The organism is Mycolicibacterium grossiae (assembly GCF_008329645.1).
GTDB classification, from domain to species: Bacteria; Actinomycetota; Actinomycetes; order Mycobacteriales; family Mycobacteriaceae; genus Mycobacterium; species Mycobacterium grossiae.
The window spans coordinates 289,232-314,017 of sequence record NZ_CP043474.1; the positions used below are offsets into that span (position 1 = coordinate 289,232).

Consider the following 24,786-nt stretch of genomic DNA (forward strand, 5'->3'; position numbering starts at 1 on the left):
TCAACAATGGATGAGGTCCAGTCATTTCCGGCCCCACCGCTCGACCCTCCGGACTACCCCGCCGGGGCCGATTTCAAGACCCGCCGACGTATCGGGTCGATGACGATCCCGGGCGCACGGCGACCTCCCAGCCTCCCCCACCCGACCGGGGCCATCGGGCAAGATGAACGCCATGGACAGCGGAGCAGCTCCCCGGTTGCTGGTGGTCGACGACGATCCCGACGTGCTGGCGTCGCTGGAGCGCGGGCTGCGGCTGTCCGGCTTCGAGGTGTTCACCGCCGTCGACGGCGCCGAGGCACTACGCAGCGCCACCGAGACCCGCCCCGACGCCATCGTCCTCGACATCAACATGCCGGTGCTCGACGGCGTCAGCGTCGTCACCGCCCTGCGCGCCATGGACAACGACGTGCCGGTGTGCGTGCTCAGCGCCCGCAGCTCGGTCGACGACCGGGTGGCGGGCCTGGAGGCCGGGGCCGACGACTACCTGGTGAAGCCGTTCGTGCTGGCGGAGCTGGTGGCCCGGGTCAAGGCGCTGCTGCGCCGCCGCGGTGCGACCGCCACGTTCTCCTCGGAGACCATCACGGTAGGGCCGCTCGAGGTCGACATCCCCGGCCGCCGCGCCCGCGTCAACGGCACCGACGTCGACCTGACCAAACGCGAGTTCGACCTGTTGGCGGTGCTCGCCGAGCACAAGACCGCCGTGCTGTCCCGCGCGCAGCTCCTCGAGCTGGTATGGGGCTACGACTTCGCGGCCGACACCAACGTCGTAGACGTGTTCATCGGCTACCTGCGCCGCAAGCTCGAGGCCAACGGCGCGCCGCGACTGCTGCACACCGTCCGCGGCGTGGGCTTCGTCTTGAGACAGCAGTAAGCACGTGTTGACCAGGGTCTTCCGGCGCACCCCGTCGCTACGGACCCGCGTCGCGTTCGCGACGGCGATCGCCGCCGCCATCGTGGTCGGCATCGTCGGCACGATCGTGTGGATCGGCATCACCAACGACCGCAAGGAGCGCCTCGACCGCCGGCTCGACGAGGCCGCGGGATTCGCCATCCCGTTCCTGCCACGCGGCCTCGACGAGATCCCCCGCTCCCCGAGCGACCAGGACGCCGTCATCACCGTCCGCAGCGCCGGGGACGTGACGTCGAACAAGACGGTGGTGCTGCCTCAGCTCCAACCCGGCTACGAGGACACCGACGTCGACGGCGTGCGGTACCGGGTACGGACCGTCGAAATCCGGGTGCCCGAACCGATGTCGGTGGCCGTCGGCGCCACCTACGACGCGACGATCGCCGACACCAACAACCTGCACCGACGGGTGATCATCATCTGCTCGTTCGCGATCGGCGCCGCGGCGGTGGCCGGCTGGCTGCTCGCGGCGTTCGCCGTGCGGCCGCTCAAGCGCCTCGCCCAGCAGACCCGCGCGATCGACGTGGGCGGCGACGCCCCCGAGGTCGAGGTCCGCGGCGCGACCGAGGCCGTCGAGATCGGCGAGGCCGTCAACGGCCTGGTGCAGCGCATCTGGGAGGAGCAGGACCGCACGAAGTCCGCGCTGGCGTCGGCGCGCGACTTCGCCGCGGTGTCGTCGCACGAGCTGCGGACACCGCTGACGGCGATGCGGACCAATCTCGAAGTGCTGGCGACGCTCGACATGCCCGAGGAGCAGCGCAAGGAGGTGCTGCACGACGTCGTGCGCACGCAGTCGCGCATCGAGGCGACGCTCGCCGCGTTGGAGCGCCTCGCCCAGGGCCAGCTCTCGACGGCCGACGACCACGTCCCCGTCGACATCACCGAACTGCTCGACCGCGCCGCGCACGACGCGATGCGGGTCTATCCCGACCTCGACGTCTCGCTGGTACCCGCACCGACGGTGATCATCGTCGGCCTGCCGGTGGGCCTGCGGCTGGCGGTCGACAACGCGATCGCCAACGCCGTCAAGCACGGCGGCGCGACGCGGGTGCAGCTGTCGGCGGTCAGTTCGCGCGACGGCGTCGAGATCGCCGTCGACGACGACGGCGTCGGCGTCCCCGAGGCCGAACGCACGGTGGTGTTCGACCGGTTCTCCCGAGGCTCGACGGCCTCGCATTCCGGTTCCGGGCTCGGGCTCGCCCTGGTGGCGCAGCAGGCCGAATTGCACGGCGGCACCGCGACACTGGAGTCCAGTCCGCTGGGCGGCGCCCGGCTGCTGCTGCGGCTGCCCGGACCGTCCTAGCGCTCGGTCGGCTCGTCCGGGCGCGGCGGCACCGCGTCGTCGAGCATCTGGGCGCCCGCGCTCTTGCGCTCCTCGTACACCGGCACCTCGCGGCGCACGCGACCCAGTAGCGCGACCGTCGTCACCCCGGCGCCCAGCACGAAGGACAGCACCAGCAGCCAGACGTTCACGGCCCGCCCACCTCCCGCGCGCCGGGCATGCTCTCGAGCGCCTCCTCGACGCTGGTGTGCACGACGACCGCGCGGACGGCCAGCCACGCCGCCAGCGCACCGAGCAGGTACGCCAGCAGATACCAGAACCACTGCAGCACGACGTCCACGGCGCCTCCCTAACCGACCCGAATGTCGTTGACCAGCCGCGTGTTCGGCCACGCCGCGGCGGCGGATTCGCCCGCGGCGTCGCGCGCCTTGGCGTCCCGAGTCGTCCCCGTCAGCGTCAGGGTGGTGCCGTCGAAGCGCAGGCTGAAGTCGTCGACGTCGGGGATGGTGCTGAACACCCCGCCGAGCGCGGCGAAGTCCGGTCCCCGCACCGCCGGGTTCACGGTCAGCTGGTCGGTGAGCGACGCCCCCGGCATGATCAGCCCGAGCGACGAGATCAGCGACGACTTCTCCGCCGCGTCGGGCATCTCGCCGGCGAGCGTGTAGCCGGTGCCGGCCCGCACGATCGAGAAGCGGCCCAGCGGCTTGGCCGGCGCACTGCTCGTCGGCGACGGGGACGCGCTAGGCGACGCGGGCGCCGCACTCGACGCAGGCGCCCTAACCGGTGGCGCCGTCTCGACGTCCGTGGTCGCCCGGTCGATGCCGGCCAGCAGCAGCGGCACCGCGATCAGCGCCGCCACCCAACCGATGCCCGGCCGCCGGCGGTAGAACCGCGACGCGGGTCGCCACTCGGCGACGGCACGGTCCTGGGGTGGCCCGGCCACGCGTCAGCGCACGCCGAGCAGATCGATGACGAAGATCAGCGTCTTGCCGGACAGGCGGTGACCGGACCCTGCCGGACCGTAGGCCTGCTCGGGCGGGATGACGAGCTTGCGGCGGCCGCCGACGCGCATGCCGGGGATGCCGTCCTGCCAGCCCGCGATCAGGCCGCGCAGCGGGAACTCGATCGAGGCGCCGCGGTTCCAGGAGCTGTCGAACTCCTCGCCGGTGTCGTACTCGACGCCGACGTAGTGCACCTCGACGTTGCCACCGGGCACCGCCTCGGCGCCCTCGCCGACGACGACGTCGGTGATCTGCAGCTCGGTCGGCGCGGGGCCGTCGGGGAATTCGATCTCGGGTTTCTGGTCGCTCGCCACGCCCTCACCGTAGTCGGGCAGACTGAGGGCATGGACAAGGACCGTGACATTCTGAGCCGGGTCGACGAGCTGGTCGCCGAGGAGCGCGACCTGCGCGCCAAGCTGCAGCACCACGACATCGACGAAACCGAGGAGCACCAGCGACTGCGGTCCGTCGAGGCGCAGCTCGACCAGTGCTGGGACCTGCTGCGGCAGCGTCGCGCGCTGCGCGACAGCGGCCAGGATCCCGACCAGGCCAGCGCCCGGCCGACCGATCAGGTCGAAGGCTACTTGAACTGACCACCGACGACCGGTTCGACGCCGTCGTCGTCGGCGGCGGTCACAACGGTCTGGTGGCCGCCGCCTACCTCGCCCGCGCCGGCCGGCGGGTGCGCGTGCTGGAACGCCTCGACCACGTGGGCGGGGCGGCGGTGTCGGCACGCGCCTTCGACGGCGTCGACGCGCGGCTGTCGCGCTACTCCTACCTGGTGAGCCTGTTGCCGCGGCAGATCCTCGACGACCTCGGCGCACCGGTGCGGCTGACGAAGCGCCGCTACTCGTCGTACACCCCGAACCCCGCCGACGGCGGCCGCACCGGCCTGCTGGTCTCCGCGGACGGCACGTTCTCCGGCATGCCGGTCGACGCGGCGGGGTTCGCGGACTTCTACCGGCGCTGCGGCGCGATCAGCGCACGGTTGTGGCCGACCCTGCTGGAGCCGCTGCGCACCCGCGACGAGGCCCGCGCGCTGGCGGTCGACGGCGGCGACGCCGGGGCCGTCGCGACGTGGGAGGCGATGACCGAGCGGCCGATCGGTGCGGCGATCTCCGCGGCCGTGGACGACGACCTGGTGCGCGGCGTCATGGCCACCGATGCGCTGATCGGCACGTTCGCCCGTACCGACGATCCGGCGCTCGCCCAGAACGTGTGCTTCCTGTACCACCTGATCGGCGGCGGCACCGGCGACTGGGACGTCCCGATCGGCGGGATGGGCGCGGTGACCGGTGCGCTGGCCGCCGCGGCGACCGGCTTCGGCGCCGAGATCGTCACGGGCGCCGACGTGTACGCCGTCACCGGCGACGGTGAGGTGAGCTACCGCACCGCCGACGGAGAACACCGCGTGCACGGCGACGTGGTGCTGGCCAACGTCACCCCGACCGTGCTGGCCGGCCTGCTGGGCGAGCCCGCGCCGGACGCGGCGGATGGTTCCCAGGTCAAGGTCAACCTGATGCTGCGCCGACTGCCCCGGCTGCGCGACGACGCGGTGACCCCGGAGCAGGCCTTCGGCGGCACCTTCCACGTCAACGAGATGCTCTCGCAACTGGATTCGGCCCACGACGCGGCCGCGGCCGGCCAAGTACCCCGGCCGCTGCCGTGCGAGATCTACTGCCACTCACTCGCCGACCCGTCGATCCTGTCGGAGGATTTGCGCCGCGCCGGTGCCCACACGCTCACGGTGTTCGGGCTGCACGCGCCGCACCGGCTGGTGACCTCACTCGGCACGGACGCCGCCCGCGCGGCGCTCACCGATGCCGTGCTGGCGTCGCTGAATTCCGTGCTGGCCGAACCGATCACCGACGTCGTCATGACCGACGCGCACGGCGAGCCCTGCATCGAGACCAAGACCACCGCCGACCTGCAGGATGCGCTGGCCATGACGGCCGGGCACATCTTCCACGGCGGCCTGTCCTGGCCGTTCGCCGACGACGACCCGCTCGACACCCCGGCGCGGCGCTGGGGCGTGGCGACCGGACACGACCGAATCCTGCTGTGCGGGTCGGGTTCCCGACGCGGCGGAGCGGTATCGGGGATCGGCGGGCACAACGCCGCGATGGCGGTCCTGGAGCGCTAGCTTCCGCCCGCGGTGAGCTTGGCCAGCACGTCGCGCAGCGCGCGCAGGTCGGCGTCGTCGAGCGCATCGAACACCGGGGGTGCCGGGTCGCGCAGCGTCTCGATGTGCGCGACGGCCGCGCGGCCCGCGTCGGTCAGCGACACCAGCTTGCAGCGCCGGTCCGACGGCGCCGCCGTGCGGACCACCAAGCCGCGGTGCTCGAGGTCGTTGATGGCGACGGTCGTGGCGGGCGCGTCCATGGTGGCCGCCTCGGCGATCTCCTTGGGCGACATCGGACGGCGCGCCAACCGGCGCAGCACCCGGATGCGGCTGAACGGCAGTCCGGACTGCTCGACGACGTCGCGCCGCCACCCGTCGCGGTGCTCGAAGACCACCGCGGCCATGGTGCGCCAGACGTCGTCGGCGAGGTCAGACACGGACAGCCCCCACCGGGCCGGTCCCCTCGATCAGCGGCACCAGGCGCTCGGCGGAGCGCTGCGCGCGGGGCGACGTGGACGCGAACGCGAGCACCGTGATGACGATGCCGAGGCCCACGCAGACGAACCACAGCGGGCGCGCCGCCGCGGCGAAGTCCGCGCCGATCCGGTTGAGCGCCGACCCCGTCACCGACCCGCACAGCGCGACGCCGATGCTGACGCCGACCTGCCGGCTCGTCGACGTCACGGCCGACGCGGCACCGGCGCGGTCGAGCGGCATGCCGCTCACCGCGGCGTTCGTGATGGGCGCGTTGACCATCGAGAAGCCCACGCCGAACACCGTGAACAGCACGACGAGCTGCCACACCGGCGTGGTGGCGGTGAGGAACGTCAGCAGCACCGAGGCAGCCGTGATGAAGATGCCCGCGGTCACCAGGGACGGCCGCGCGCCGTAGCGGCCGACGAGCCGGCCGGACAGCGGCGAGAACAGCAGCGCGCCGATGGCGATGGGCAGGTAGATGAGGCCGGTCTGCATGGCCGAGTAGTGCCGCTCGGCCTGCAGGTAGAGCGACATCATGAACAGGAAGGCACCCCACGCGGCGAACGCGCTGATGGCGGTCACGGTGGCCGCGGCGAACGGGATGCTGCGGAAGAAGCGCAGGTCGATGAACGGGTCGCGGCGGCGCGACTCCCAGCGCAGGAAGGCCGCCAGCGCCGCCAGCGCCGCGACGGCGATGCCGATGACCGCCGGGTTCGTCCAGCCCAGCCCGGGCCCCTCGATGAGGGCGAACACGATGCCGAAGAGGAACAGGACGGCCAGGCCCTGCCCGACTGGATCGAGCGTCCGCATGGTCGACGACTTGGTCTCCGGCACGAAGATCGCGGTGAGCGCGATCGCCGCGGCGCAGATGGGCAGGTTGATCCAGAACACCGAGCGCCAGCTCACGTACTCGATGAGCAGGCCGCCCACCGTCGGACCGAGCGCCATCGCGATGCCGACCACTGCGCCCCACACCCCGAGCGCCCGTGCCCGCTCGACGCGGCCGGTGAAGATCTGCGAGATGATGCTCAGCGCAACGGGATTCATCATCGAGCCGCCGATGGCCTGGACGAAGCGGGCCGCGATGAGCAGTTCGACGTTCGGCGCGAGGCTGCACAGCAGCGAGCCGAAGGCGAAGACGGTGAGACCGATCTGGAAGACGCGGCGGCGGCCCAGCCGGTCACCGGTGGCACCGGCGAGCATCAGCAGCGACGCGAGCACCAGGGTGTACACGTCGATGACCCACTGCAGCTGCGACGCCGACGCATCGAGGTCGGCGCGGATCGCGGGAATCGCGACGTTCACGATGGTGGCGTCCATCGAGACGATGAGCAGGCTCAGGCAGCAGGAGACGAGGATGATCGCCTTGCGGCGCGTGCTCATTCCGGCTGTGTTCACCCAACCATTGTGAAACTACAACCTTTACCGAAGCAAACGACCTTTCGGTGACGTTGCTCGCAGTGGATCTCGGGTCAGCGCGCGCCGAGGTCGGCGTAGTCCCGCTCGGTGTAGCCGGTGTAGATCTGGCGCGGGCGGCCGATCTTGCTCGGCTCGCCGTTCATCTCCCGCCAGTGCGCGATCCAGCCGGGGAGCCGGCCGAGCGCGAACAGCACGGTGAACATGCGGGTCGGGAAGCCCATGGCCCGGTAGATGACGCCGGTGTAGTAGTCGACGTTCGGGTACAGCTTGCGCTCGATGAAGAAGTCGTCGGTGAGGGCGATCTCCTCGAGTTCCTTGGCGATGTCGAGCAGGTCGTCGTCGCCGCCGAGCTTGCTGAGGATCTTGTCGGCCTGCTCCTTGACGATGCGCGCCCGCGGGTCGTAGTTCTTGTAGACCCGATGGCCGAAGCCCATCAGCTTGACGCCGTCTTCCTTGTTCTTGACCTTCTTGACGAAGGTGGCCACGTCGTCGTCGCCGGCGCGGATCTTCTCCAGCATCTCCAGCACCGCCTGGTTGGCGCCGCCGTGCAGCGGGCCCCACAGCGCGTTGATGCCGCCGGAGATCGACGTGAACAGGTTGGCCTGCGAGCTGCCGACGAGGCGCACCGTCGACGTCGAGCAGTTCTGCTCGTGGTCGGCGTGCAGGATCAGCAGCATGTCGAGGGCGCGGACGATCTCGGGATCCACCTCGTAGGGCTCGGCCGGGAAGCCGAACGTCATCCGCAGGAAGTTCTCCACCAGGGTCAGTGAGTTGTCCGGGTAGAGGAACGGCTGGCCGACCGACTTCTTGTACGCGTACGCCGCGATGGTCGGCATCTTGGCCAGCAGGCGGATGGTGGACAGCTCCACCTGCTCGGAGTCGTTGGGCTCCAGCGAATCCTGGTAGTAGGCGCTCAGCGCGTTGACCGCACTGGAGAGCACCGGCATCGGGTGCGCGTTGCGCGGGAAGCCGTCGAAGAACCGCTTGAGGTCCTCGTGCAGCAGCGTGTGCCGCTGAATCTGGGTGGTGAACTTCTGCAGCTGCTCGGCGGTCGGCAGCTCACCGTAGATGAGCAGGTAGCTGACCTCGATGAAGGTCGACTTCTCGGCCAGCTGCTCGATCGGGTACCCGCGGTAGCGCAGGATGCCCGCGTCGCCGTCGATGTAGGTGATGGCGCTCTTGGTGGAGGCGGTGTTGACGAAGCCGCCGTCGAACGTGGTGTATCCGGTCTTCGCGAGCAGCGAGCCCAGCGCGATGCCGTCGGACCCCTCGGTCGCCGACACGACGTCGAGGTCGATCTCGCCCCCCGGGTAGTGGAGCGTGGCTACCTGGTCGGACTTGGACTGTTCGGGCACGTGAACCCCTTCTGCGATCGACGACCGGATCTAGGTGTACGTCATAGATGAAAGTAGTCGCTAGTCCTCGGCGGCGCGCGTGTGGGGTTCGGTTGTGCCCGACGACACGTCCACCGTCGCAGCCGGCGTCCAGGTCCGGCGGAACAGCGCGACCGTGGCGGTCAGCCGCTCGCACACCACCCGCGGGTCGATCGGCGGGTGGCCGGGCCGGCCGAGGCCGACGAAGGAGTCGGTGAACAGCAGCGCCCACACGTCGGTCACCAGCGTCACGGCCCGGTCCCCCACCGGCACGCCCATCCGCCGCGCCATCACCCGCATCGTCGCGCCCTCGGCGACGTCGTGCCGCAGGCCGAGCGCCGAGGCGCGGAACGACGACGAGCCGTTGATGATCTCGATCAGCACCGCCAGGCGCCGGAACCCGGGCGTCCCCGACCCGGTGCGGCCGCCGAGCACCTCCACCGAGGCGGCCAGCAGCGCCTCGTATTCGGTGATGTCGGTGGGCAGCCGGTCCAATGCGACCGCGATCAGCTCGTCGAGGTCGTCGGTGACCGCGGCGACCACCGATTCCTTGTTGGGGAAGTACCGGCTGAAGGTGCGCGGCGCGACGTCGGCGGCTGCGGCGATCTGCTCGACGGTGGTGTTGTCGTATCCCTTGCGCAGGCAGAGGTCGGCGGCGGCGTCGATCAGCGCGGCGCGGGTGCGGCGCTTCTTGCGCTCCCGCAGACCGTCGACGAGGACCTCAGACACGAGAGGCCGCCGTCGGCCGCGGCAGATCGGCGGTGACGAGCGCCACCTGGCCGAACGCGTCGTTCAGCCGCTCGATCATCACGCCCGGACCGAGCCGGATGGTGTCGGTGTCGGCGATCAGGTCGCCACACGCGGTGACGATGATCGACGCGAACACCGAACTGACCAACCGGCGCCGCCGGTCGTCGACGTCGACGCCCATCCGCTTGGCGATGGCCACCTCGGTCAGGTCGTGCCGGTACTCGAACGCGGCCTGCTTCAGTGCGTCGGAGGCGTTGATGATGCGCAGCATCAGGACGACCCGGTCGGTGGTGAGGCGGCCGATCTGGCGGGTGGCCACCCGCTCGAGGACGGCGACGTGCGCCTGCCGCATCGCCTCCAGCGGACCGCATTCCGCCGGCACCGTCTCGAGTTCGAGGGCCACCTCGTGCGAGTAGTCCTCGATGAGGGTGAGGAAGACGGCGTCCTTGGTGGCGAAGTACCGGCTGAACGTCCGCGGCGAGACGTCGGCGGCCGCGGCGATCTGCTCGACCGTCGTCGCCTCGTACCCGTGCTTCAGACACAGGTCCATCGCCGCGTCGATCAGTGTGGCGCGCGTGCGCAGCTTCTTGCGCTCGCGCAGGCCGGGGACGGTGTCCTCCGGTGCATCAGCCACGCGCGTGATGCTAACTGCGGATGATGAGAAAAGCTTAAGTCGCGGCGACCCGGTAGCGGACGAACGCGGGCACCGCGGCGGCCGCCAGTAGCACGCCCACCACCACCAGTCCGCCGCCGCCCGCCGCCGCGATCGTGGTGCCCACCGCTGCGGCCGCCACCCCGTGCAGCGCGTCGGCCACGCGCGGTCCGCCCGCGACGACGACGATGAAGACGCCCTGCAGGCGGCCACGGAGTTCGTCGGACGCCGCCTGCTGCAGGATCGTGTTGCGGAACGCCGAGGACACCATGTCCGCCGCGCCGCCCACCGCGAGGAACGCCAGCGCCACCCACAGCAGCGCGCCCGCATGGCCGCCCGCCCCGCCGCACGCCAGACCGAAGCCGACCATCGCGGCGCCCCACACCACGATCGCCACCACGACGGCGAGACCCTGACGGCGCACGCGCGGCAGCCAGCCGGAGAACACTCCGCCGGCGACCGCGCCGATCGACATCGCGGCGGCCAGCAGCGCCATCGTCGTGCCGCCGTCGACCGGACCGCCGAAGCTCTGGTGAGCGAGTTGCGGGAACAGCGCCCGCGGCATCCCGAAGATCATCGCGATCAGGTCGACGACGAACGACATCAGCACCACGGTGTTGCCGGCCAGGTAGCGGAAGCCCTCGAGCACCGCGCCGAGACCCCAGCGCGCCGACCCGCGTTCGGCCGACGACGCGGGGATGGGCCGCAGCCGCAGCGTCGCCCATATCGGCAGCAGGCACGTGGCCGCGTCGATGAGGTACAGCGTCGACAGGTCGACCCACCGCAGCAGCACGCCGGCCAGCAGCGGGCCGACGATCGACCCGAACTGCGTCACGGTCATGTTCAGCGCGTTGGCGGCGGGCAGCTGCTCGCCGGGCAGGATGCGCGGGATCGCCGCCGCCCGCGTCGGCGAGTTGACGGCGTAGAAGGCCTGCTGGAAGGCGAGCAGGCAGAGCACCAGCCACACGTTGTTCAGGCCCAGGGCGGCCTGCACCCACAGCAGCACCGAGGCGACGGCGAGGCCGCAGGAGGCGATGACGAGCAGCAGCCGCCGGTCCATCGCGTCGGCCAGCGCGCCGCCCCACAGCCCGAACACCACCAGCGGCACCAGGGCGAAGACGCCGGCCAGTCCGACGTAGGCCGAATTCTGCGTGATGGCGTACAGCTGAACCGGCACCGCGAACAGCGTCAGCCCCGCGCCGATCACCGTGGGAATGCCGGCCCACCACAGGCGCGCGAAGTCGGCGTTGCGCAGCGGCGTGGTGTCGGCGAAGAGGCTAGCCACCGGTCACGGCTGAAGCCGTTCGACGCGGGCGTCGGCGCCGAGGTGCACCAGGATCCGGTTGTGCACCCGGTTCTCCCGGCCCTGCCAGAACTCGACCTCGTCGGGCGTGATGAGGTACCCGCCCCAGTGCGGCGGGACCGGGACCTCGGCGTCGTCGGCGAAGCGTTCGGTGACCTCGGCGAGCTGCTGGCGCAACGCCTCCCGGGAGGCGACGGGCCGCGACTGCGCGGACGCCCACGCGCCGAGTTGGGAGCCGCGCGGCCGGTGCGCCCAGTACGCAGCGGTCGTCTCCGGGCTGACCTTGGCGACCGCGCCGCGGACGTGCACCTGGCGGCCGAGTCCGAACCACGCGAACGTCGCCGACGCGTACGGGGTGTCGGCGAGCTGCCTGCCCTTGGCGGACTCGTAGTTGGTGTAGAAGACGATGCCCGTGGACTCGACGCCCTTGCACAGCACGGTGCGCGTGACGGGCCGCCGGGCGGCGTCGACGGTCCCGACGATCATGGCGTTCGGTTCGGCCAGCCCGGCCGCCTCGGCATCGCCGATCCACGTGCGCAGCAACGTCGTCCAGCCGGTACGGACGTCCGGGCCGAGCCAGTCGGCGTCGAGGTCCGCGCTGCCGTCCTTCTCCACCGAGCCGTACTCGACGCGCATGCGCACCAGGTGGTCCTGCTGGGGATCGGCCATGCCACGAGACGCTACGCCGCGAAGCCCCGCACACGCCTACCGGCCGGTAGCACGGGGCCCGGTCGCGGGTGCGAGAATTCGCGCATGAGTGGCATGGCCGACGCGTCCGCCGCGGCAGAGGGTTTCGTGGCGGGCCTGGAGGGCGTCGTCGCCTTCCACACCGAGATCGCCGAACCGGACAAGGACGGCGGCGCGCTGCGCTACCGCGGCGTCGACGTCACCGAACTCGTCGAGCGCCGCGTCACCTTCGGCGACGTGTGGGCGCTGCTGGTCGACGGTGAGTTCGGCAACGCCCTGCGGCCCGCCGAGCCGTTCCCGCTGCCGATCCACAGCGGCGACGTGCGCGTCGACGTGCAGGCCGGCCTGGCGATGCTCGCCCCGATCTGGGGATACGGGCCGCTGCTCGACATCGACGACGCGACTGCCCGCGAGCACCTGGCCCGCGCCTCGGTGATGGCGCTGTCGTACGTGGCCCAGTCCGCCCGCGGCATCCACCAGCCGGCGGTGCCGCAGCGCACCATCGACGCGCAGGCCTCGGTGACGGCGCGCTTCATGACCCGCTGGAAGGGCGACCCGGACCCGCGGCACGTCGAGGCGATCGACGCCTACTGGGTGACCGCCGCCGAACACGGCATGAATGCCTCGACGTTCACCGCCCGGGTGATCGCGTCGACCGGCGCCGACGTCGCGGCGGCACTGTCCGGCGCCGTCGGCGCCATGAGCGGACCGCTGCACGGCGGCGCGCCCGCCCGCGTGCTGCCGATGATCACCGAGGCCGAGGACACCGGCGACGCACGCGCGGTGGTCACGGGGATCCTCGACCGCAAGGACAAGCTGATGGGATTCGGGCACCGGGTGTACCGCGCCGAGGATCCCCGCGCGCGCGTGCTCCGCGCGACCGCCGAGCGGCTGGGCGCACCGCGCTACGAGGTGGCCCGTGCACTCGAGGAGGCCGCGCTGGCCGAACTCCGCGAACGCCGGCCGGACCGGGCGATCGAGACCAACGTCGAATTCTGGGCGGCGGTGATCCTCGACTTCGCCGGCGTGCCGCCGACGATGATGCCCGCCATGTTCACCTGCGGCCGCACCGCCGGCTGGTGCGCGCACATCCTCGAGCAGAAGCGGCTCGGCAAGCTGGTGCGCCCCGCGGCGCTCTACGTCGGCCCGGGCCCGCGCAGCGTCACCGAGGTGCCCGGCTGGGACGCCGTCGCCGCGGAGTGACGCGTGGACGCCGCACGGACCTACTCGGCCGCCGCCCACGCCTTCTGCGAGCTGGCCCGGCGGATCCCGCCGGACGCCTGGGACGGCCCCGGCCTCGGTGACTGGGACCTGCGGTCGCTGGTCGGTCACGCGTCGCGGTCCTTCGTCACGGTGTCGACCTACCTGCGCACCACCGCCGCCCGCGAGGACGTGACGGACGCCGTCGACTACTACGTGCGCATGCGCGACTACGCCGCCGGTCTCGGCGCGGCCGACGTCGCCGAGCGGGGCCGCAAGGCCGGCCGCGACCTCGGCGACGACCCGGTGACCGCGCTGACGGAGTTGATGGTCCGGGCGCTCGACGACGTCGCCGCGGCCGGCGATCCGGTGATCGAGGTGATCGGCGGGCTGGGCATCCGGTTGAGCGGCTACCTGCCGACCCGCACCTTCGAACTCGCCGTGCACGGGCTGGACGTGGCGCGCGCGGCCGGGCTGACGTTCGAGCTGCCCACCGAGGTGCTGGCCGAGGTCACCGCGCTGGCGGCCCGGATCGCCGTCGGGCTCGGCGACGGCGAGGCCGTCCTGCTGGCCCTGACCGGCCGCGAGCCGCTGCCGCCGGGATTCTCCGCGGTCTGAGGGCTTGAGCCCGGCCGCAGTGGGCATACCAGCGGCCATGACGATCACGAGTGACGACGTCCGCTCGCTGCTGGACGCCGATGCCGATGCCGTGCTGGTGCTGCTGGAGGGACGCGCGCAGGTCGTGGCCGGGGGCGACCTCGACGACGAGGCGCACCGCGGCGCCCTCCAGGTGATCTCGCGGGCCGATCTCGTCGAGCGCACCGGCGGCACCGACCTGTCGGAGCACGAACTCGCCGAGCAGGCGGGCACGCTCGACGCGACGGTCGCGGAACTGGGCGGCTGAGGTCGCCGCTGCTGCGTCCCTGGGTTCCTCCGGCGGCGATGACTTTTCCGCCGCGCGGTGGTCTGTCGTGGTGACCGTTCCGTCCGAGAGGAGCACGCCATGACCGAACCCACTCCCCCGACCGCCAACTTCATCGCCCCGCACCTGGTGGTCGACGACGCCGCGGCCGCCATCGACTTCTACGTCGCGGCCTTCGGCGCCGTCGAGTACGGCCGGTTGCCCGGCCCGGACGGCAAGCTCGTCCACGCCGCGCTCGACATCAACGGGTCGATGGTCATGCTCAATGACGACTTCCCGGAGATGAGCGGCGGGAAGTCCATGACGCCGACGTCGCTCGGCGGCAGCCCGGTGACCATCCACCTGCAGTTCACCGACGACGTCGACGCGCACTTCCAGCGCGCGCTCGACGCGGGCGCGACGGTGATCGCCCCGCTCGAGGAGCAGTTCTGGGGCGACCGCTACGGCGCCGTGCGCGATCCGTTCGGCCACCAGTGGTCGCTGGGACAGAACGTCCGCACCGTCACCATGGACGAGATGGCCGAGGCGATGAAGGGCTAGGCGATGAAGGGCTAGCCGCCCAGCGTGGCCAGGAGCCGTTGCCGCAGCGAGGGTTTCGGTGCGTCCGCCGCGGCGGTCAGCATGTCGCCGATCGACGTGAACTTCACCCGCGGCCGGTCGTCGCCGCCCCGCGCGACCTCCGCGGCGTCGATGGCCTTCCAGCCGGCGACGTCGACGAGGTCGGGCTGCCGGCGGCGGACCAGCCGGTCGAGGTCACCGCGGCGCGCGGACGGTGTGCGCAGGGCACCCGCGTTGTAGTCGGCCACCAGTTCGTGCACGGTCTGGGCGGCGCACGACTTGTTGGTGCCGATGAAGCCCGTCGGACCACGCTTGATCCACCCGGCGACGTAGGTGCCGGGTGCACCGGTCACCCGGCCGCGCTCGTTGGGCACCACGCCGGCTGCATCGTCGAACGGCACGTCGCGAATGGCCTTGCCGCGGTAGCCGATCGAGGTCAGCACCAAGCCGGCCGCGAGCCGGCGGCGCTCGGTGCTGCCGGTGACGGTGAATTCGATGCCGTCGACGCGATCGGTGCCGAGCAGGCGGTGCGGCGTCGACTGGTAGGCCAGCCGGATCCGCGGCCGGGTAGCCGGGGCCTCCGCGGTGCCGAGCTTGGCGAGGATCTCCAGCTTGTTGCGGGTCAACGCGTCGGTCGCATGCGCGAGGTCCTGCTGCACCAGCTCGTGGTCGGCGGCGTCGAGCACCACCTCGTGGGTGGCGGTCAAGCCGATCAGCTCGGGCAGGGTGAACGCCGAGTCCGCGGGACGGCGGCGGGCGGCTATCTCGACCTCGCGAACCTTCGAGTCGCGCAGCGCGGCGAGTGCGTGGTCCGAGACGTCGGTGCGGGCCAGCGCGTCCGGGTCGGTGGTCAGGATGCGCGCCACGTCGAGGGCGACGTTGCCGTTGCCGACGATCACGGCGCGCTCGTGGTCGAGAGCGACCGGTAGATCGGTGAAGTCCGGGTGCCCGTTGAACCACGCGACGACCTCGGTGGCCGTGCCGCTGCCCGGTAGGCCCATGCCCTCGACGTCGAGCCGGCGGTCGTTGGGCGCGCCGACGGCGTAGAGCACGGCATGGTGGTGGTCGAGCAGGTCGGCGTGGCTGACGTGGGTGCCCACCTCGACGTTGAGGTAGAAGCCGAAGCCGCGCTTTCGGGTGATGCGGTCGAACAGCGTCGTCACCCGCTTGGTGGTCTGGTGGTCGGGCGCCACGCCCGCGCGGACCAGCCCGTAGGGGGTCGGCAACTTCTCGAAGACGTTGACCTCCACCCCCTCCTGCGTCAGCAGCTCGTCGGCGGCGTACATCGCCGCCGGGCCCGAGCCGACGATCGCCACGCGCAACGGCCCGTCCGGCCGGGAGTGCACGACGGGCGCATCCAGCACCGGCGCCAACTTCGACGTCGGCGGCAGCTTGCCCTCGTACTTCGGGTAGAAGGCCGCGTTCAGCTCGATGAAGGGCAGCTGCTTGGACTCGAGGCGGCTGTCGGGGGCGATGGCCCCCACCGGGCACGCCGACACGCAGGCGCCGCAGTCGACGCACGCCTGCGGGTCGATGTACAGCATCTCCGCGGTCGCGAAACCCGGCTCATCCGGCGACGGATGGATGCAGTTCACCGGGCACGCGTAGACACAGGACCCGTCGCTGCAACACGACTGGGTGATGACGTGGGGCACCGGTCCCCCTACGCCGCCGTGGTGGCGTGCTGGCGCTGCGGCTCGCTGCGGTAGCGGCTCGGCTTGCCGTAGATGCGGCAGACCTTCCACATCAGCTTCGCGAACGGGTTCATCAGGCCGGTGTCGTAGCAGAGCATCCTTACGTCGCCGAACATGTCGCGCAGGAACTGCTTGGCCTCCGGAGTGCCGAAGAAGATCTCCTTCTTCACCGACTTCGGGATGTCGAATTCCTTCCAGAACGCCTTCGGCGGCACCACGATCGCCTGGCACAGCACCCGCATGACCACCGGCACGTACAGCGACAGGAAGAAGCGCTGCCGGCGGTTGAGGTGCGGCACCCGCTTGTGCAGGTACTCGTGAGCGAAGGAGATGTGCCGCGCCTCCTCGGCCACGTGAATGGCCATGACGCGCTCCATGATCGGGTGCAGCGACCTGCCCTCGCGCAGCACGTTCTTCTGCGTGTGGTCGATGGGCTCCTCGCCGGCGAGCACGCCGAAGAAGAACGGCACGGGCAGCGGTCCGGCGACCAACGGGATGAACTGCGACAGCCACTTCAGCATGCGCGGCATGCCGGGGACGTCGGCGCCGATGCGGTTGACCATCTCCTGGAACATCAGGGTGTGGTTGCACTCCTCGACCGACTCGTGGAGGCAGTACCGGTACTCGGGCGAGCCGTTGGGTACCCAGAACGCGTAGTTCATCAGACCGCGGATGAGGATCGACTCGAAGTGCAGACCCACCTTGGCGACGTTGGCCTGGCGCCACATGCCGATCTCGATCTGCCGCTCGCGAGACTGGGCCTGATACCACGGATGCTTGCCGAACGGGTCGGTCGCCGGCAGGATCCAGCGGTCGTCGTTCGGGGTGACGGCGAACTCGGGCGAGTCCCAGTCGATGTCGGTGTAGGGGTTGAAGTTGCGCCGCACCGACCCCTCGGAGAGGGTCTGCAGGGTCTCGACGTACGTCGCGTCGTCGAAGACGTCCATGTTCTTGCGCCAGCGCCGGATCAGCCGGGTGCGGGCCTTCTTCGGCTCTGCCGTGGGCGCCTTGGCGCCGCTCGTGGTGGGTTGATCGATGACAGCCATACTGAGCCTCCGTTGCCTCGAGTGAGGTTTACATTTGATTGCTCGCTGTCTAAGTACAGTACCCGCGGTCCCAGGAACTAACCAGGGGGTTTTCGCGAATGTGCCCCAGCCGGGTTGCGTAGGTCACATGTGATGCACGTCACTGACGGGCCGCCGTCGGATGCCCGTCGGGACGCGACTTAGGCTTGGCGACATGGCCGACACGACGTCCCTGACCATCCCCGCCGACCTCAAGCCCGCCGACGGCCGGTTCGGGTGCGGTCCGTCGAAGGTGCGTCCCGAGCAGATCAACGCACTCGCCGCCGCGGCACACTTGTTCGGCACCTCGCACCGGCAGGCGCCGGTCAAGGACCTCGTCGGCCGCGTCCGCGACGGCATCCGCGCCCTGTTCTCGGTGCCCGACGGCTACGAGGTGGTCCTGGGCAACGGCGGGTCGACGGCGTTCTGGGACGCCGCGGCGTTCGGGCTGATCGACCAGCGCTCGCTGCACCTCACCTACGGGGAGTTCAGTGCCAAGTTCGCCTCCGCGGTGAAGGGCAACCCCTTCGTCGGCGACCCCATCGTCGTCACCGCCGACCCGGGCGGCGCCCCGCAGCCGCAGAGCGACCCGTCGGTGGACGTCGTGGCGTGGGCGCACAACGAGACCTCGACCGGCGTCGCAGTGCCGGTGCAGCGGCCCGACGGCGACGCGCTGGTCGTCATCGACGCCACCTCGGCCGCCGGCGGGCTGCCCGTCGACATCCGCGACGCCGACGCCTACTACTTCGCCCCGCAGAAGAACTTCGCGGCCGACGGCGGGCTGTGGTTCGCCGTGCTGAGCCCCGCGGCGCTGGCCCGGATCGACGCCATCAAGGCGTCCGGCCGGTGGGTGCCCGACTTCCTGTCGCTGCCCATCGCCGTCGACAACAGCCTGAAGAACCAGACGTACAACACCCCCGCGATCGGCACCCTGGTGCTGATGGCCGAGCAGCTCGACTGGCTCAATGGCAACGGCGGGCTGGACTGGGCCGTCGGCCGGACCGCCGACTCGTCGCAGCGGCTCTACTCCTGGGCCGAGGCGACGTCGTTCACGACGCCGTTCGTCGCCGATCCGGCGCTGCGGTCGCAGGTGGTCGGCACCGTCGACTTCGACGACGCGGTGGACGCCGCGGCCGTCGCCAAGACGCTGCGGGCGAACGGCATCGTCGACACCGAGCCGTACCGCAAGCTGGGCCGCAACCAGCTGCGCATCGGCATGTTCCCGGCCGTGGACCCCGACGACGTCAGCGCGTTGACGGCCTGCGTGGACTGGGTCGTCGAACGGCTGTAGACCTCGTGGGTAACAGTGGTCACGAGCAGCGTGTCCGCGCGGTTACGGCTCGATAACGCAGTAGGGTGACGCCTTAGCCCCTAGGAGGTGTCAGATGCGCGAGATCAACGTCGTCGGACTCGACGTCGACGGCAAGACCATCATCTGCGAATCCGCCGATTCGGGCGAGAAGTTCCTGCTGCTTCCCGACGGCCGCCTGCACGCTGCGCTGCGCGGCGACCGCGTCGGCTCCCGCAAACCCAAGGTCGAGGTCGAGGTGTCGAACGTGCTGCGCCCCAAGGATATTCAGGCTCGCATCCGCGCCGGCGCATCCGTCGAGCAGGTCGCCGAAGCCGCCGGGGTGGACGTCGGCCGCGTCGAGCGCTTCGCGCACCCGGTCCTGCTGGAGCGCTCCCGCGCCGCCGAGCTGGCCACCGCCGCGCACCCCGTGCTCGCCGACGGGCCGACTGTCATGACGCTGCTGGAGACCGTCACCGCGACGCTGGTGGGTCGTGGCCTCGATCCCGACGACACCACGTGGGACGCCTGGCGCAACGAGGACGGCCGCTGGACCGTGCAGCTGGCGTGGAAGGCCGGCCGCAGCGACAACGTCGCGCACTTCCGCTTCAGCCCGGGCTCGCACGGCGGGACCGTGACGCCGTTCGACGATTCGGCCGCCGAACTCGTCGACCCGGAGTTCCGCCGCCCGCCGCTGCGGTCGGTCGCCCCCGTCGTGTCCGCGCCGTCGGCCCCCGAAGCCGCGCAGGTCGCTCAGCCGGCGCCGGTGCTTCCCCCGCCGCCCGTCGAGACCGACGAGCCGCAGTTGCCGCTCAACGTCGACCCCGAGCCCGAGCAGGACGAGCCGGCACCCGCCCCCAAGCCACGGACCCGCAAGCGCAAGGTCGAGGTCCCGGCCTGGGAGGACGTGCTGCTCGGCGTCCGCTCCGGCACCCAGCCGTAGCTGCGGGCGCGGGTCTCGGGGCGGTAGGCCTCGCACCGACCGCACGCTTGTTGACGGGCCTACTTGCGAAATGCGTCCATCAACCGTGCACTCGGCGAATCACCCCTCGCCGAGACTTCAGAAGATGACGCCAAACGGCCGAATCCCGTCAGCAAGTGAAGTCTGGGCGCAGAGAACTAGCCGCCGGCGGCCATGCCGAGGAGCACCAGCCAGCCGACCGCGACGCCGAAGCCGCTGCCGAGCACGAACCACCGCCACACCGGGCGGGTCCGCCAGCCCCAGACCGTGGGTGCGAGACCGCCGACCGCGACGACGTTGAGCCCGACCGCCAGCAGCGGGTGCACCCGCACCAGACCGAGGCTCAGCACGACGATCGCGGCGCCGACGACCGCCGCGACGAACGCGGCCACCGTCAGGCCCGTGCCCCAGGGAACGGCATCGTCGCTCACCCGGCCACCCTAGCCCGCTCGTAGAAGGCCAGCGCCGCAGCGGTGGCGACGTTCAGCGAATCGGTACCGCGCGACATGGGGATGCGCACGCGCTCGTCGCTGGCACGCATGGTGCGCTCATTCAGGCCCGGCCCCTCGGCGCCGACCAGCACCGCGACGCGGTCGTCGACGAGCCCCGCCATTGCCTCGGCCAGTGTGCGCGCGGCCGGGTTGGGCGTCATCGCCAGCACCCGAAAGCCGTTGTCGCGCATCAGGTCCAATTCACTCGGCCACGACGGCGCCCAGGCGTACGGCACCAGCAGGGCATGACCCATCGACACCCGGACGGCGCGCCGGTACAGCGGGTCGGCGCACCCCGTCCCGAACACGACGGCGTCGACCGCGAGGCCTGCGGCGTTGCGGAAGATCGAGCCGAGGTTCTCGTGGTCGTTGACGCCCTCGAGCACCGCGACGGTCCGCGCGCCGGCCAGCACCTCGTCGACCGTCAGCTCGCGGGGCCGTGGCGCCGCTCCGAGCACGCCGCGGTTGAGGTGGAAGCCCACCACCTCGGCCATCACCTCGGCGCTCGCCCGGTAGTAGGGCGCCGACGTGACGGTGAGGTCGTCGGCCAGCTCGCGCAACCGGCGGTCGGTCCCCAGGAAGGATCTCGGGGTGAACCGCGACGCGAGCATCCGCTGCACCACCAGGACGCCCTCGGCGATGACGAGTCCCTTGCCGCTGGGCAGGTCGGGCCGGCGGTCGATGCTGTTGAGGTCGCGGAAGTCGTCCAGCCGGGGATCGGCCGGGTCGTCGACGTCCACGACGTGCGGGGCGGTCACGCGCCTTCGTCGACCAGCGCCGACATGAGGTCGGCCGCCTCGAGTAGGACCCCCCGCTGCTCGGCGGTGAGCGCAGCGAGGCGCTGCTGCAACCACTCTCGGCTGGCGCGGCGCTCCACCTCGATCAGTTCGGCGCCGGCGCGGGACACCGCCACCAGCACCTGCCTGCCGTCATCGGGGTGCGCGCTGCGGTCGACCAGGCCGAGATCCACCAGCGAGGCGATCACCCGGGTCATCGACGGTGGGCGGACCCGCTCGCGGACGGCGAGCGCGCCGGGCGTCATCGGGCCCTCCTTGGCGAGGGTCGCCAGCGCCGACAACTGCGACAACGACACCGGCGAGTCCGGCCTGCGGAACCGCAGCTGCCGCGCCAGGCGCACGGTGGCCAACGACAAGTCGCTGGCCAGGCGTGCGTCGGCGTCGCTCACGAGGCAACAGACTACCGACAGCCGATTCCCAGCGGCGGCAACGACGCAGCGTGGATCGACTAGGTTGATCGGTGATGGAGCATCCCGAGTCGCCTCAACCGCCTCCGCTGCCCGCGGCGCTGCTGCAGCCGACGCCGGTGATCGTCGTCATCGCGGTGGGCTGGCTGGTGGCGGTGGTGCTCGCCTTCACGGTGCCCGCCCTACACGACTGGCGGCCCACCACCGTGGCGGGCCTGGGCGTGGGAGTCCTTGGCACGTCGATCTTTCTGTGGCAACGTGCCGCGGTACGGCGCGGCGCACGTGGCGCCCAGACCGGCCTGGACTGACCTGGAGGACCCGAGTGGCACAACCGCTGTTGCAAGCCGAGATCGACATCGCCGCACCGCCGGCCACGGTGTGGGCGCTGGTCTCCGACCTGCGGCTGATGCCCCGCTGGAGCCCGCAGTGCCGCTACACGAAGGTGTTCGGTCCGCTGCGCCAGGGCGCCAAGTTCGTCAACGTGAACCGTCGCGGCCGGCTGTTCTGGCCGACGACGAGCCAGATCACCGAGTTCGTCCCGGAGCAGAAGGTCGCCTTCCGGGTCAACGAGAACAACACGGTGTGGTCCTACGAGCTGGAGGCGACGCCGACCGGGACGCGGCTCGTCGAGAGCCGGCACGCGGAGAACGGCGTCAAGGCCGTGTCGAACGTGCTCGTCAACGCCGTCATGGGTGGCGTGCCCAGCTTCGAGAACGAGTTGCTGCAGGGCATGAACGACTCGCTAACCAAGATCAAGGCCGCCGCCGAAGGCGCCTAGACGTCAGGAATCGGTGAGGTCGATGACGCCGTCGTCGAACGGATCGAACATCGGCGACCCGATCTGCGCGGGCTGCGGCGTGTCCGAATGCGCGCCGCACCCGTAGTCGACCGCGACGACGTGGCCGTCGGCCGACATCTCGTTGGCGCAGACGCCGAACAGCGTGCCCAGTGAGCCCGACAGCGGCAGGTAGAAGCCGCAGTCGCAGCAGGACCGGCGCGTCGAGCGGGCCATCGGCGAGTTGGGCCCGTAGTCGCCGTCGTACCAGCGCTGCGCTGCGTCGGCGCGGCCCCACGGACCGAGCACCTGCTTGCGGCCCAGGCCGACTTCGCCGGCCAGTTCGTCGAGTTCGGCGTCTCCGGAGGACTGGTACCCCGGGACCAGCCGGGGATCGTTGGGCGCGGGCGCCAACAGGTCGCCGGGGCTGAGGTCGCCGGGTTGGACGCGTTCGTGCCACGGCACCCACGCCGGCGCCAGCAGCGCGGTGGGTCCCGGCACCAGCACGACCTCGCTCACCGTGGCGTGCTCGGCACCCGGATGGGCGGCGACGACGACGGCCCACTGCCAGCCCTGATAGCCGGGCATGACTGCGAGGAACCGATGCGTGGCCGCGCTCGGGTCGTCGATGCTGGCGCCGAGGTACTCGCCGACGTGCGCGTCGAGTTCGTCGTCGCCCTCGACGATCGCCGCCCGTGCGATGTCGACCGCTCCGAGCAGGATGGCGGCGAGTTCGGCCGACGGCGCCGCGGGCGCCTCGGGCTCGGGCGACGCAGCGCCCTCCGTCGGCGCAGGCCCCTCGTGTGACGCAGCAGCATCGGTCGGCGCAGCCTCGTCGGGCGACGCGGCCTCGTCGTGCTCGGCGGGTTCGGTCATGCTGTCCATCGCCCCCAATACTGCCTGACACCTGCGGAGCAAAGCCACACCGACTGCCCTACGGGCGACTGTCCGACGCATGGGGAATGATTGGCGTCGTGAGCGGACCACGTCGCGACCCCGGGTCGGACACCGACCCGCGCGACCGTCGGTACTACCCGCCGCGGCCCCCCGCCGACGACTACCGTCGCCCCGACGCCGAGCACCCCGGCATGGCGAACTATCCGAGTGACGAGCAGCGGCGCCGTCCGCGCAGCACCTCGGAGAACCCGAGCGCCAACCGCTGGCTGCCGCCTCTCGACGACGCCGCGCACCGCAGCGCCTACGGGTCCACCCCGCCGCCGCATCGGGATCGGCACACCGGGGAGCGGGTCACCGTGACGCGCGCCGCCGCGCAGCGCAGCCGCGAGATGGGCTCGCGGATGTACGGCCTGTTCCACCGCGCCGCCACTGCCGACGGGGCCGACAAGTCCGGGCTCACCGCGCTGACCTATCCCGTGATGGCCAACTTCGCCGCCGACTCCGCGATGGCCGTGGCCCTGGCCAACACGCTGTTCTTCGCCGCCGCGTCCGGGGAGAGCAAGAGCAAGGTGGCGCTCTACCTGCTGATCACCATCGCGCCGTTCGCGGTGATCGCGCCGCTGATCGGCCCTGCGCTGGACCGGCTGCAGCACGGTCGCCGCGTCGCGCTGGCGATGTCCTTCGGGCTGCGCACCGTGCTGGCGGTGGTCCTGATCGCCAACTACGACGGCGCCAACGGCAGCTTCCCGTCCTGGGTGCTGTACCCGTGTGCACTCGGAGCGATGGTGCTCTCGAAGTCCTTCAGCGTGCTACGCAGCGCGATGACGCCACGCGTCCTGCCACCGACCATCGACCTGGTGCGGGTGAATTCGCGGCTCACCGTGTTCGGTCTGCTGGGCGGCACGATGGCCGGCGGCGCCGTCGCCGCCGGTTTCGAATACCTCCTCAACATGGTTCACCTACCGGGCGCGCTGTACGTCATGGTGGCGGTCACCGCGGGCGGCGCACTGCTGGCGATGCGGATCCCGAAGTGGGTGGAGGTCACCGAGGGCGAGGTGCCCGCCACCCTCACCTACCACGGCCCCACGCAGCAGCCGGTCCGCCCGAACAAGGCCACCCGGCAGCCGCTGGGACGCAACATCATCACCTCGCTGTGGGGCAACGTCACCATCAAGGTGATGGTGGGCTTCCTCTTCCTATATCCCGCATTCGTGGCGAAGTCGCACGACGCCAGCGGCTGGGAGCAGCTGCGCATCCTCGGTCTGATCGGGGCGGCCGCCGCGATCGGCAACTTCGTCGGGAACTTCTCGAGCGCGCGCCTGACGCTCGGGCACCCGGCGCGGCTGGTGGTGCGCGCCACGATCGCGGTGACGGCGCTCGCGGTCGCCGCCGCGGTGCTGGGCAATCTGTACGTGGCGGCGCTCGCGACACTGGTCACCTCGGGTGCGAGTGCGGTCGCGAAGGCGTCGTTGGACGCGTCGCTGCAGGACGACCTGCCCGAGGAGTCGCGGGCGTCGGCGTTCGGACGGTCCGAGTCGCTGCTGCAGCTCGGCTGGGTGGCCGGCGGCGCGATGGGCGTCCTGATCTACACCGAACTGTGGGTGGGCTTCACCGCGATCAGCGCGCTGCTCATCATCGGACTGGCGCAGACGCTGGTCAGCTACAACGGTGACTCGCTGATCCCCGGCTTCGGTGGCAACCGGCCGGTGTTCGCGCGTCAGGAGGGCGGAGCCATGCAACCGGTGACCGGAACGTGAGG

The 24,786-nt window shown here is 71.2% G+C and carries 30 protein-coding genes; 13 read left to right on the forward strand and 17 right to left on the reverse strand.

Annotation, left to right across the window (positions count from 1 at the left end):
- The first annotated feature begins 172 nt into the window (after positions 1–172).
- Both FZ046_RS01460 and FZ046_RS01465 read left to right on the forward strand, forming a co-directional pair.
- Positions 173–871: a response regulator transcription factor gene (locus tag FZ046_RS01460; protein WP_070353529.1), complete on the forward strand. Its 699-nt coding sequence runs from the start codon at positions 173–175 to the stop codon at positions 869–871.
- A 4-nt stretch (positions 872–875) separates the two neighbouring features.
- Positions 876–2,210 (forward strand): sensor histidine kinase, encoded by a 1,335-nt coding sequence (locus FZ046_RS01465; protein WP_070353488.1) that lies wholly within the window; start codon positions 876–878, stop codon positions 2,208–2,210.
- Here the strand turns inward: FZ046_RS01465 and arfC are convergent.
- From arfC to FZ046_RS01475, 4 genes are read right to left on the reverse strand one after another with little or no spacing between them, the layout of a single operon-like run.
- Complete coding sequence (arfC, locus tag FZ046_RS27210; protein WP_170292379.1) at positions 2,207–2,380, reverse strand: channel accessory protein ArfC; 174 nt, start codon at positions 2,378–2,380, stop codon at positions 2,207–2,209. The two genes, FZ046_RS01465 and arfC, sit on opposite strands and share 4 nt — an antisense overlap.
- Positions 2,377–2,529, reverse strand: coding sequence for a channel accessory protein ArfB (gene arfB, locus FZ046_RS27215; RefSeq protein ID WP_099045925.1), 153 nt, complete (start codon positions 2,527–2,529; stop codon positions 2,377–2,379). Before arfB ends, arfC begins: the two co-directional genes overlap by 4 nt.
- Before the next feature lie 9 nt (positions 2,530–2,538).
- A complete protein-coding gene (arfA, locus tag FZ046_RS01470; RefSeq protein WP_070353487.1) occupies positions 2,539–3,132 on the reverse strand; it encodes a channel-forming protein ArfA/OmpATb in 594 nt (197 codons plus the stop codon).
- A 3-nt stretch (positions 3,133–3,135) separates the two neighbouring features.
- The gene (locus FZ046_RS01475; RefSeq protein WP_070353486.1) at positions 3,136–3,504 is read right to left on the reverse strand and encodes an FKBP-type peptidyl-prolyl cis-trans isomerase; all 369 of its coding nucleotides are present in this window, start codon (positions 3,502–3,504) and stop codon (positions 3,136–3,138) included.
- Positions 3,505–3,534: 30 nt separating this feature from the next.
- Between FZ046_RS01475 and FZ046_RS01480 the strand changes: the two genes are divergently transcribed.
- Both FZ046_RS01480 and FZ046_RS01485 read left to right on the forward strand, forming a co-directional pair.
- Positions 3,535–3,783: a DUF2630 family protein gene (locus FZ046_RS01480; RefSeq protein WP_070353485.1), complete on the forward strand. Its 249-nt coding sequence runs from the start codon at positions 3,535–3,537 to the stop codon at positions 3,781–3,783.
- Positions 3,780–5,333 carry a phytoene desaturase family protein gene (locus FZ046_RS01485; protein ID WP_083298258.1) on the forward strand — a complete coding sequence of 518 codons (1,554 nt, stop codon included), beginning with the start codon at positions 3,780–3,782 and terminating at the stop codon, positions 5,331–5,333. The genes FZ046_RS01480 and FZ046_RS01485 overlap by 4 nt, the downstream gene beginning before the upstream one ends.
- Here the strand turns inward: FZ046_RS01485 and FZ046_RS01490 are convergent.
- The 7 genes from FZ046_RS01490 to pdxH form a co-directional block, all read right to left on the reverse strand.
- Positions 5,330–5,755, reverse strand: a complete 426-nt coding sequence (locus tag FZ046_RS01490) for a MarR family winged helix-turn-helix transcriptional regulator (protein ID WP_099045924.1) — start codon at positions 5,753–5,755, stop codon at positions 5,330–5,332. The two genes, FZ046_RS01485 and FZ046_RS01490, sit on opposite strands and share 4 nt — an antisense overlap.
- Complete coding sequence (locus tag FZ046_RS01495; RefSeq protein ID WP_070353483.1) at positions 5,742–7,172, reverse strand: MFS transporter; 1,431 nt, start codon at positions 7,170–7,172, stop codon at positions 5,742–5,744. The genes FZ046_RS01490 and FZ046_RS01495 overlap by 14 nt, the downstream gene beginning before the upstream one ends.
- 89 nt (positions 7,173–7,261) lie before the next feature.
- The gene (locus FZ046_RS01500) at positions 7,262–8,563 is read right to left on the reverse strand and encodes a citrate synthase (protein WP_083298249.1); all 1,302 of its coding nucleotides are present in this window, start codon (positions 8,561–8,563) and stop codon (positions 7,262–7,264) included.
- Between the two features lie 60 nt (positions 8,564–8,623).
- Positions 8,624–9,310, reverse strand: a complete 687-nt coding sequence (locus FZ046_RS27605; RefSeq protein WP_070353482.1) for a TetR/AcrR family transcriptional regulator — start codon at positions 9,308–9,310, stop codon at positions 8,624–8,626.
- Positions 9,303–9,965 (reverse strand): TetR/AcrR family transcriptional regulator, encoded by a 663-nt coding sequence (locus FZ046_RS01510; protein ID WP_070353481.1) that lies wholly within the window; start codon positions 9,963–9,965, stop codon positions 9,303–9,305. Before FZ046_RS01510 ends, FZ046_RS27605 begins: the two co-directional genes overlap by 8 nt.
- Before the next feature lie 34 nt (positions 9,966–9,999).
- A complete protein-coding gene (locus tag FZ046_RS01515; protein ID WP_070353480.1) occupies positions 10,000–11,268 on the reverse strand; it encodes an MFS transporter in 1,269 nt (422 codons plus the stop codon).
- 3 nt (positions 11,269–11,271) lie between these two features.
- Positions 11,272–11,955 (reverse strand): pyridoxamine 5'-phosphate oxidase, encoded by a 684-nt coding sequence (gene pdxH / locus FZ046_RS01520; RefSeq protein WP_070353479.1) that lies wholly within the window; start codon positions 11,953–11,955, stop codon positions 11,272–11,274.
- 93 nt (positions 11,956–12,048) lie between these two features.
- On the opposite strand from pdxH, the gene FZ046_RS01525 reads away from it, so the two are divergent.
- The 4 genes from FZ046_RS01525 (at position 12,049) to FZ046_RS01540 (ending at position 14,635) form a co-directional block, all read left to right on the forward strand.
- Positions 12,049–13,176 carry a citrate synthase 2 gene (locus FZ046_RS01525; RefSeq protein ID WP_070353478.1) on the forward strand — a complete coding sequence of 376 codons (1,128 nt, stop codon included), beginning with the start codon at positions 12,049–12,051 and terminating at the stop codon, positions 13,174–13,176.
- Between the two features lie 3 nt (positions 13,177–13,179).
- On the forward strand, positions 13,180–13,791 hold the full coding sequence (locus FZ046_RS01530; protein ID WP_070353477.1) for a maleylpyruvate isomerase family mycothiol-dependent enzyme: 612 nt from the start codon (positions 13,180–13,182) through the stop codon (positions 13,789–13,791).
- A 37-nt stretch (positions 13,792–13,828) separates the two neighbouring features.
- On the forward strand, positions 13,829–14,077 hold the full coding sequence (locus FZ046_RS01535; protein WP_070353476.1) for a hypothetical protein: 249 nt from the start codon (positions 13,829–13,831) through the stop codon (positions 14,075–14,077).
- 99 nt (positions 14,078–14,176) lie between these two features.
- Positions 14,177–14,635, forward strand: coding sequence for a VOC family protein (locus FZ046_RS01540; protein WP_070353475.1), 459 nt, complete (start codon positions 14,177–14,179; stop codon positions 14,633–14,635).
- An 11-nt stretch (positions 14,636–14,646) separates the two neighbouring features.
- On the opposite strand, the gene FZ046_RS01545 is transcribed toward FZ046_RS01540, so the two are convergent.
- Positions 14,647–16,308, reverse strand: coding sequence for an FAD-dependent oxidoreductase (locus FZ046_RS01545; RefSeq protein ID WP_070353474.1), 1,662 nt, complete (start codon positions 16,306–16,308; stop codon positions 14,647–14,649).
- 8 nt (positions 16,309–16,316) lie between these two features.
- Positions 16,317–17,294 carry an AurF N-oxygenase family protein gene (locus FZ046_RS01550; protein ID WP_070353526.1) on the reverse strand — a complete coding sequence of 326 codons (978 nt, stop codon included), beginning with the start codon at positions 17,292–17,294 and terminating at the stop codon, positions 16,317–16,319.
- Between the two features lie 292 nt (positions 17,295–17,586).
- Between FZ046_RS01550 and serC the strand changes: the two genes are divergently transcribed.
- Positions 17,587–18,702 (forward strand): phosphoserine transaminase, encoded by a 1,116-nt coding sequence (gene serC / locus FZ046_RS01555; protein WP_070353473.1) that lies wholly within the window; start codon positions 17,587–17,589, stop codon positions 18,700–18,702.
- Positions 18,703–18,796: 94 nt separating this feature from the next.
- Entirely contained in the window at positions 18,797–19,642 is an 846-nt protein-coding gene (sepH, locus tag FZ046_RS01560; RefSeq protein ID WP_070353472.1) for a septation protein SepH, read from the forward strand.
- A 176-nt stretch (positions 19,643–19,818) separates the two neighbouring features.
- Here the strand turns inward: sepH and FZ046_RS01565 are convergent, their stop codons facing one another.
- Genes FZ046_RS01565 through FZ046_RS01575 form a run of 3 tightly spaced genes read right to left on the reverse strand, consistent with a single transcriptional unit; the run spans position 19,819 to position 21,337 of the window.
- Positions 19,819–20,091, reverse strand: coding sequence for a DUF2537 domain-containing protein (locus FZ046_RS01565; RefSeq protein WP_070353471.1), 273 nt, complete (start codon positions 20,089–20,091; stop codon positions 19,819–19,821).
- Positions 20,088–20,909, reverse strand: a complete 822-nt coding sequence (locus tag FZ046_RS01570; RefSeq protein WP_070353470.1) for a TrmH family RNA methyltransferase — start codon at positions 20,907–20,909, stop codon at positions 20,088–20,090. The genes FZ046_RS01565 and FZ046_RS01570 overlap by 4 nt, the downstream gene beginning before the upstream one ends.
- Complete coding sequence (locus FZ046_RS01575) at positions 20,906–21,337, reverse strand: Rv0880 family HTH-type transcriptional regulator (RefSeq protein WP_070353469.1); 432 nt, start codon at positions 21,335–21,337, stop codon at positions 20,906–20,908. The genes FZ046_RS01570 and FZ046_RS01575 overlap by 4 nt, the downstream gene beginning before the upstream one ends.
- 74 nt (positions 21,338–21,411) lie before the next feature.
- Here FZ046_RS01575 and FZ046_RS01580 point away from each other — a divergent pair, with 74 nt between their 5' ends.
- Positions 21,412–21,663 carry a DUF2530 domain-containing protein gene (locus tag FZ046_RS01580; RefSeq protein WP_070353468.1) on the forward strand — a complete coding sequence of 84 codons (252 nt, stop codon included), beginning with the start codon at positions 21,412–21,414 and terminating at the stop codon, positions 21,661–21,663.
- Between the two features lie 14 nt (positions 21,664–21,677).
- Complete coding sequence (locus tag FZ046_RS01585) at positions 21,678–22,133, forward strand: SRPBCC family protein (RefSeq protein ID WP_070353467.1); 456 nt, start codon at positions 21,678–21,680, stop codon at positions 22,131–22,133.
- A gap of 3 nt (positions 22,134–22,136) precedes the next feature.
- On the opposite strand, the gene FZ046_RS01590 is transcribed toward FZ046_RS01585, so the two are convergent.
- Positions 22,137–23,015, reverse strand: a complete 879-nt coding sequence (locus FZ046_RS01590) for a DUF3027 domain-containing protein (RefSeq protein ID WP_083298246.1) — start codon at positions 23,013–23,015, stop codon at positions 22,137–22,139.
- 89 nt (positions 23,016–23,104) lie between these two features.
- On the opposite strand from FZ046_RS01590, the gene FZ046_RS01595 reads away from it, so the two are divergent.
- Positions 23,105–24,784 carry an MFS transporter gene (locus FZ046_RS01595; RefSeq protein WP_407664438.1) on the forward strand — a complete coding sequence of 560 codons (1,680 nt, stop codon included), beginning with the start codon at positions 23,105–23,107 and terminating at the stop codon, positions 24,782–24,784.
- Positions 24,785–24,786: the final 2 nt, after the last annotated feature.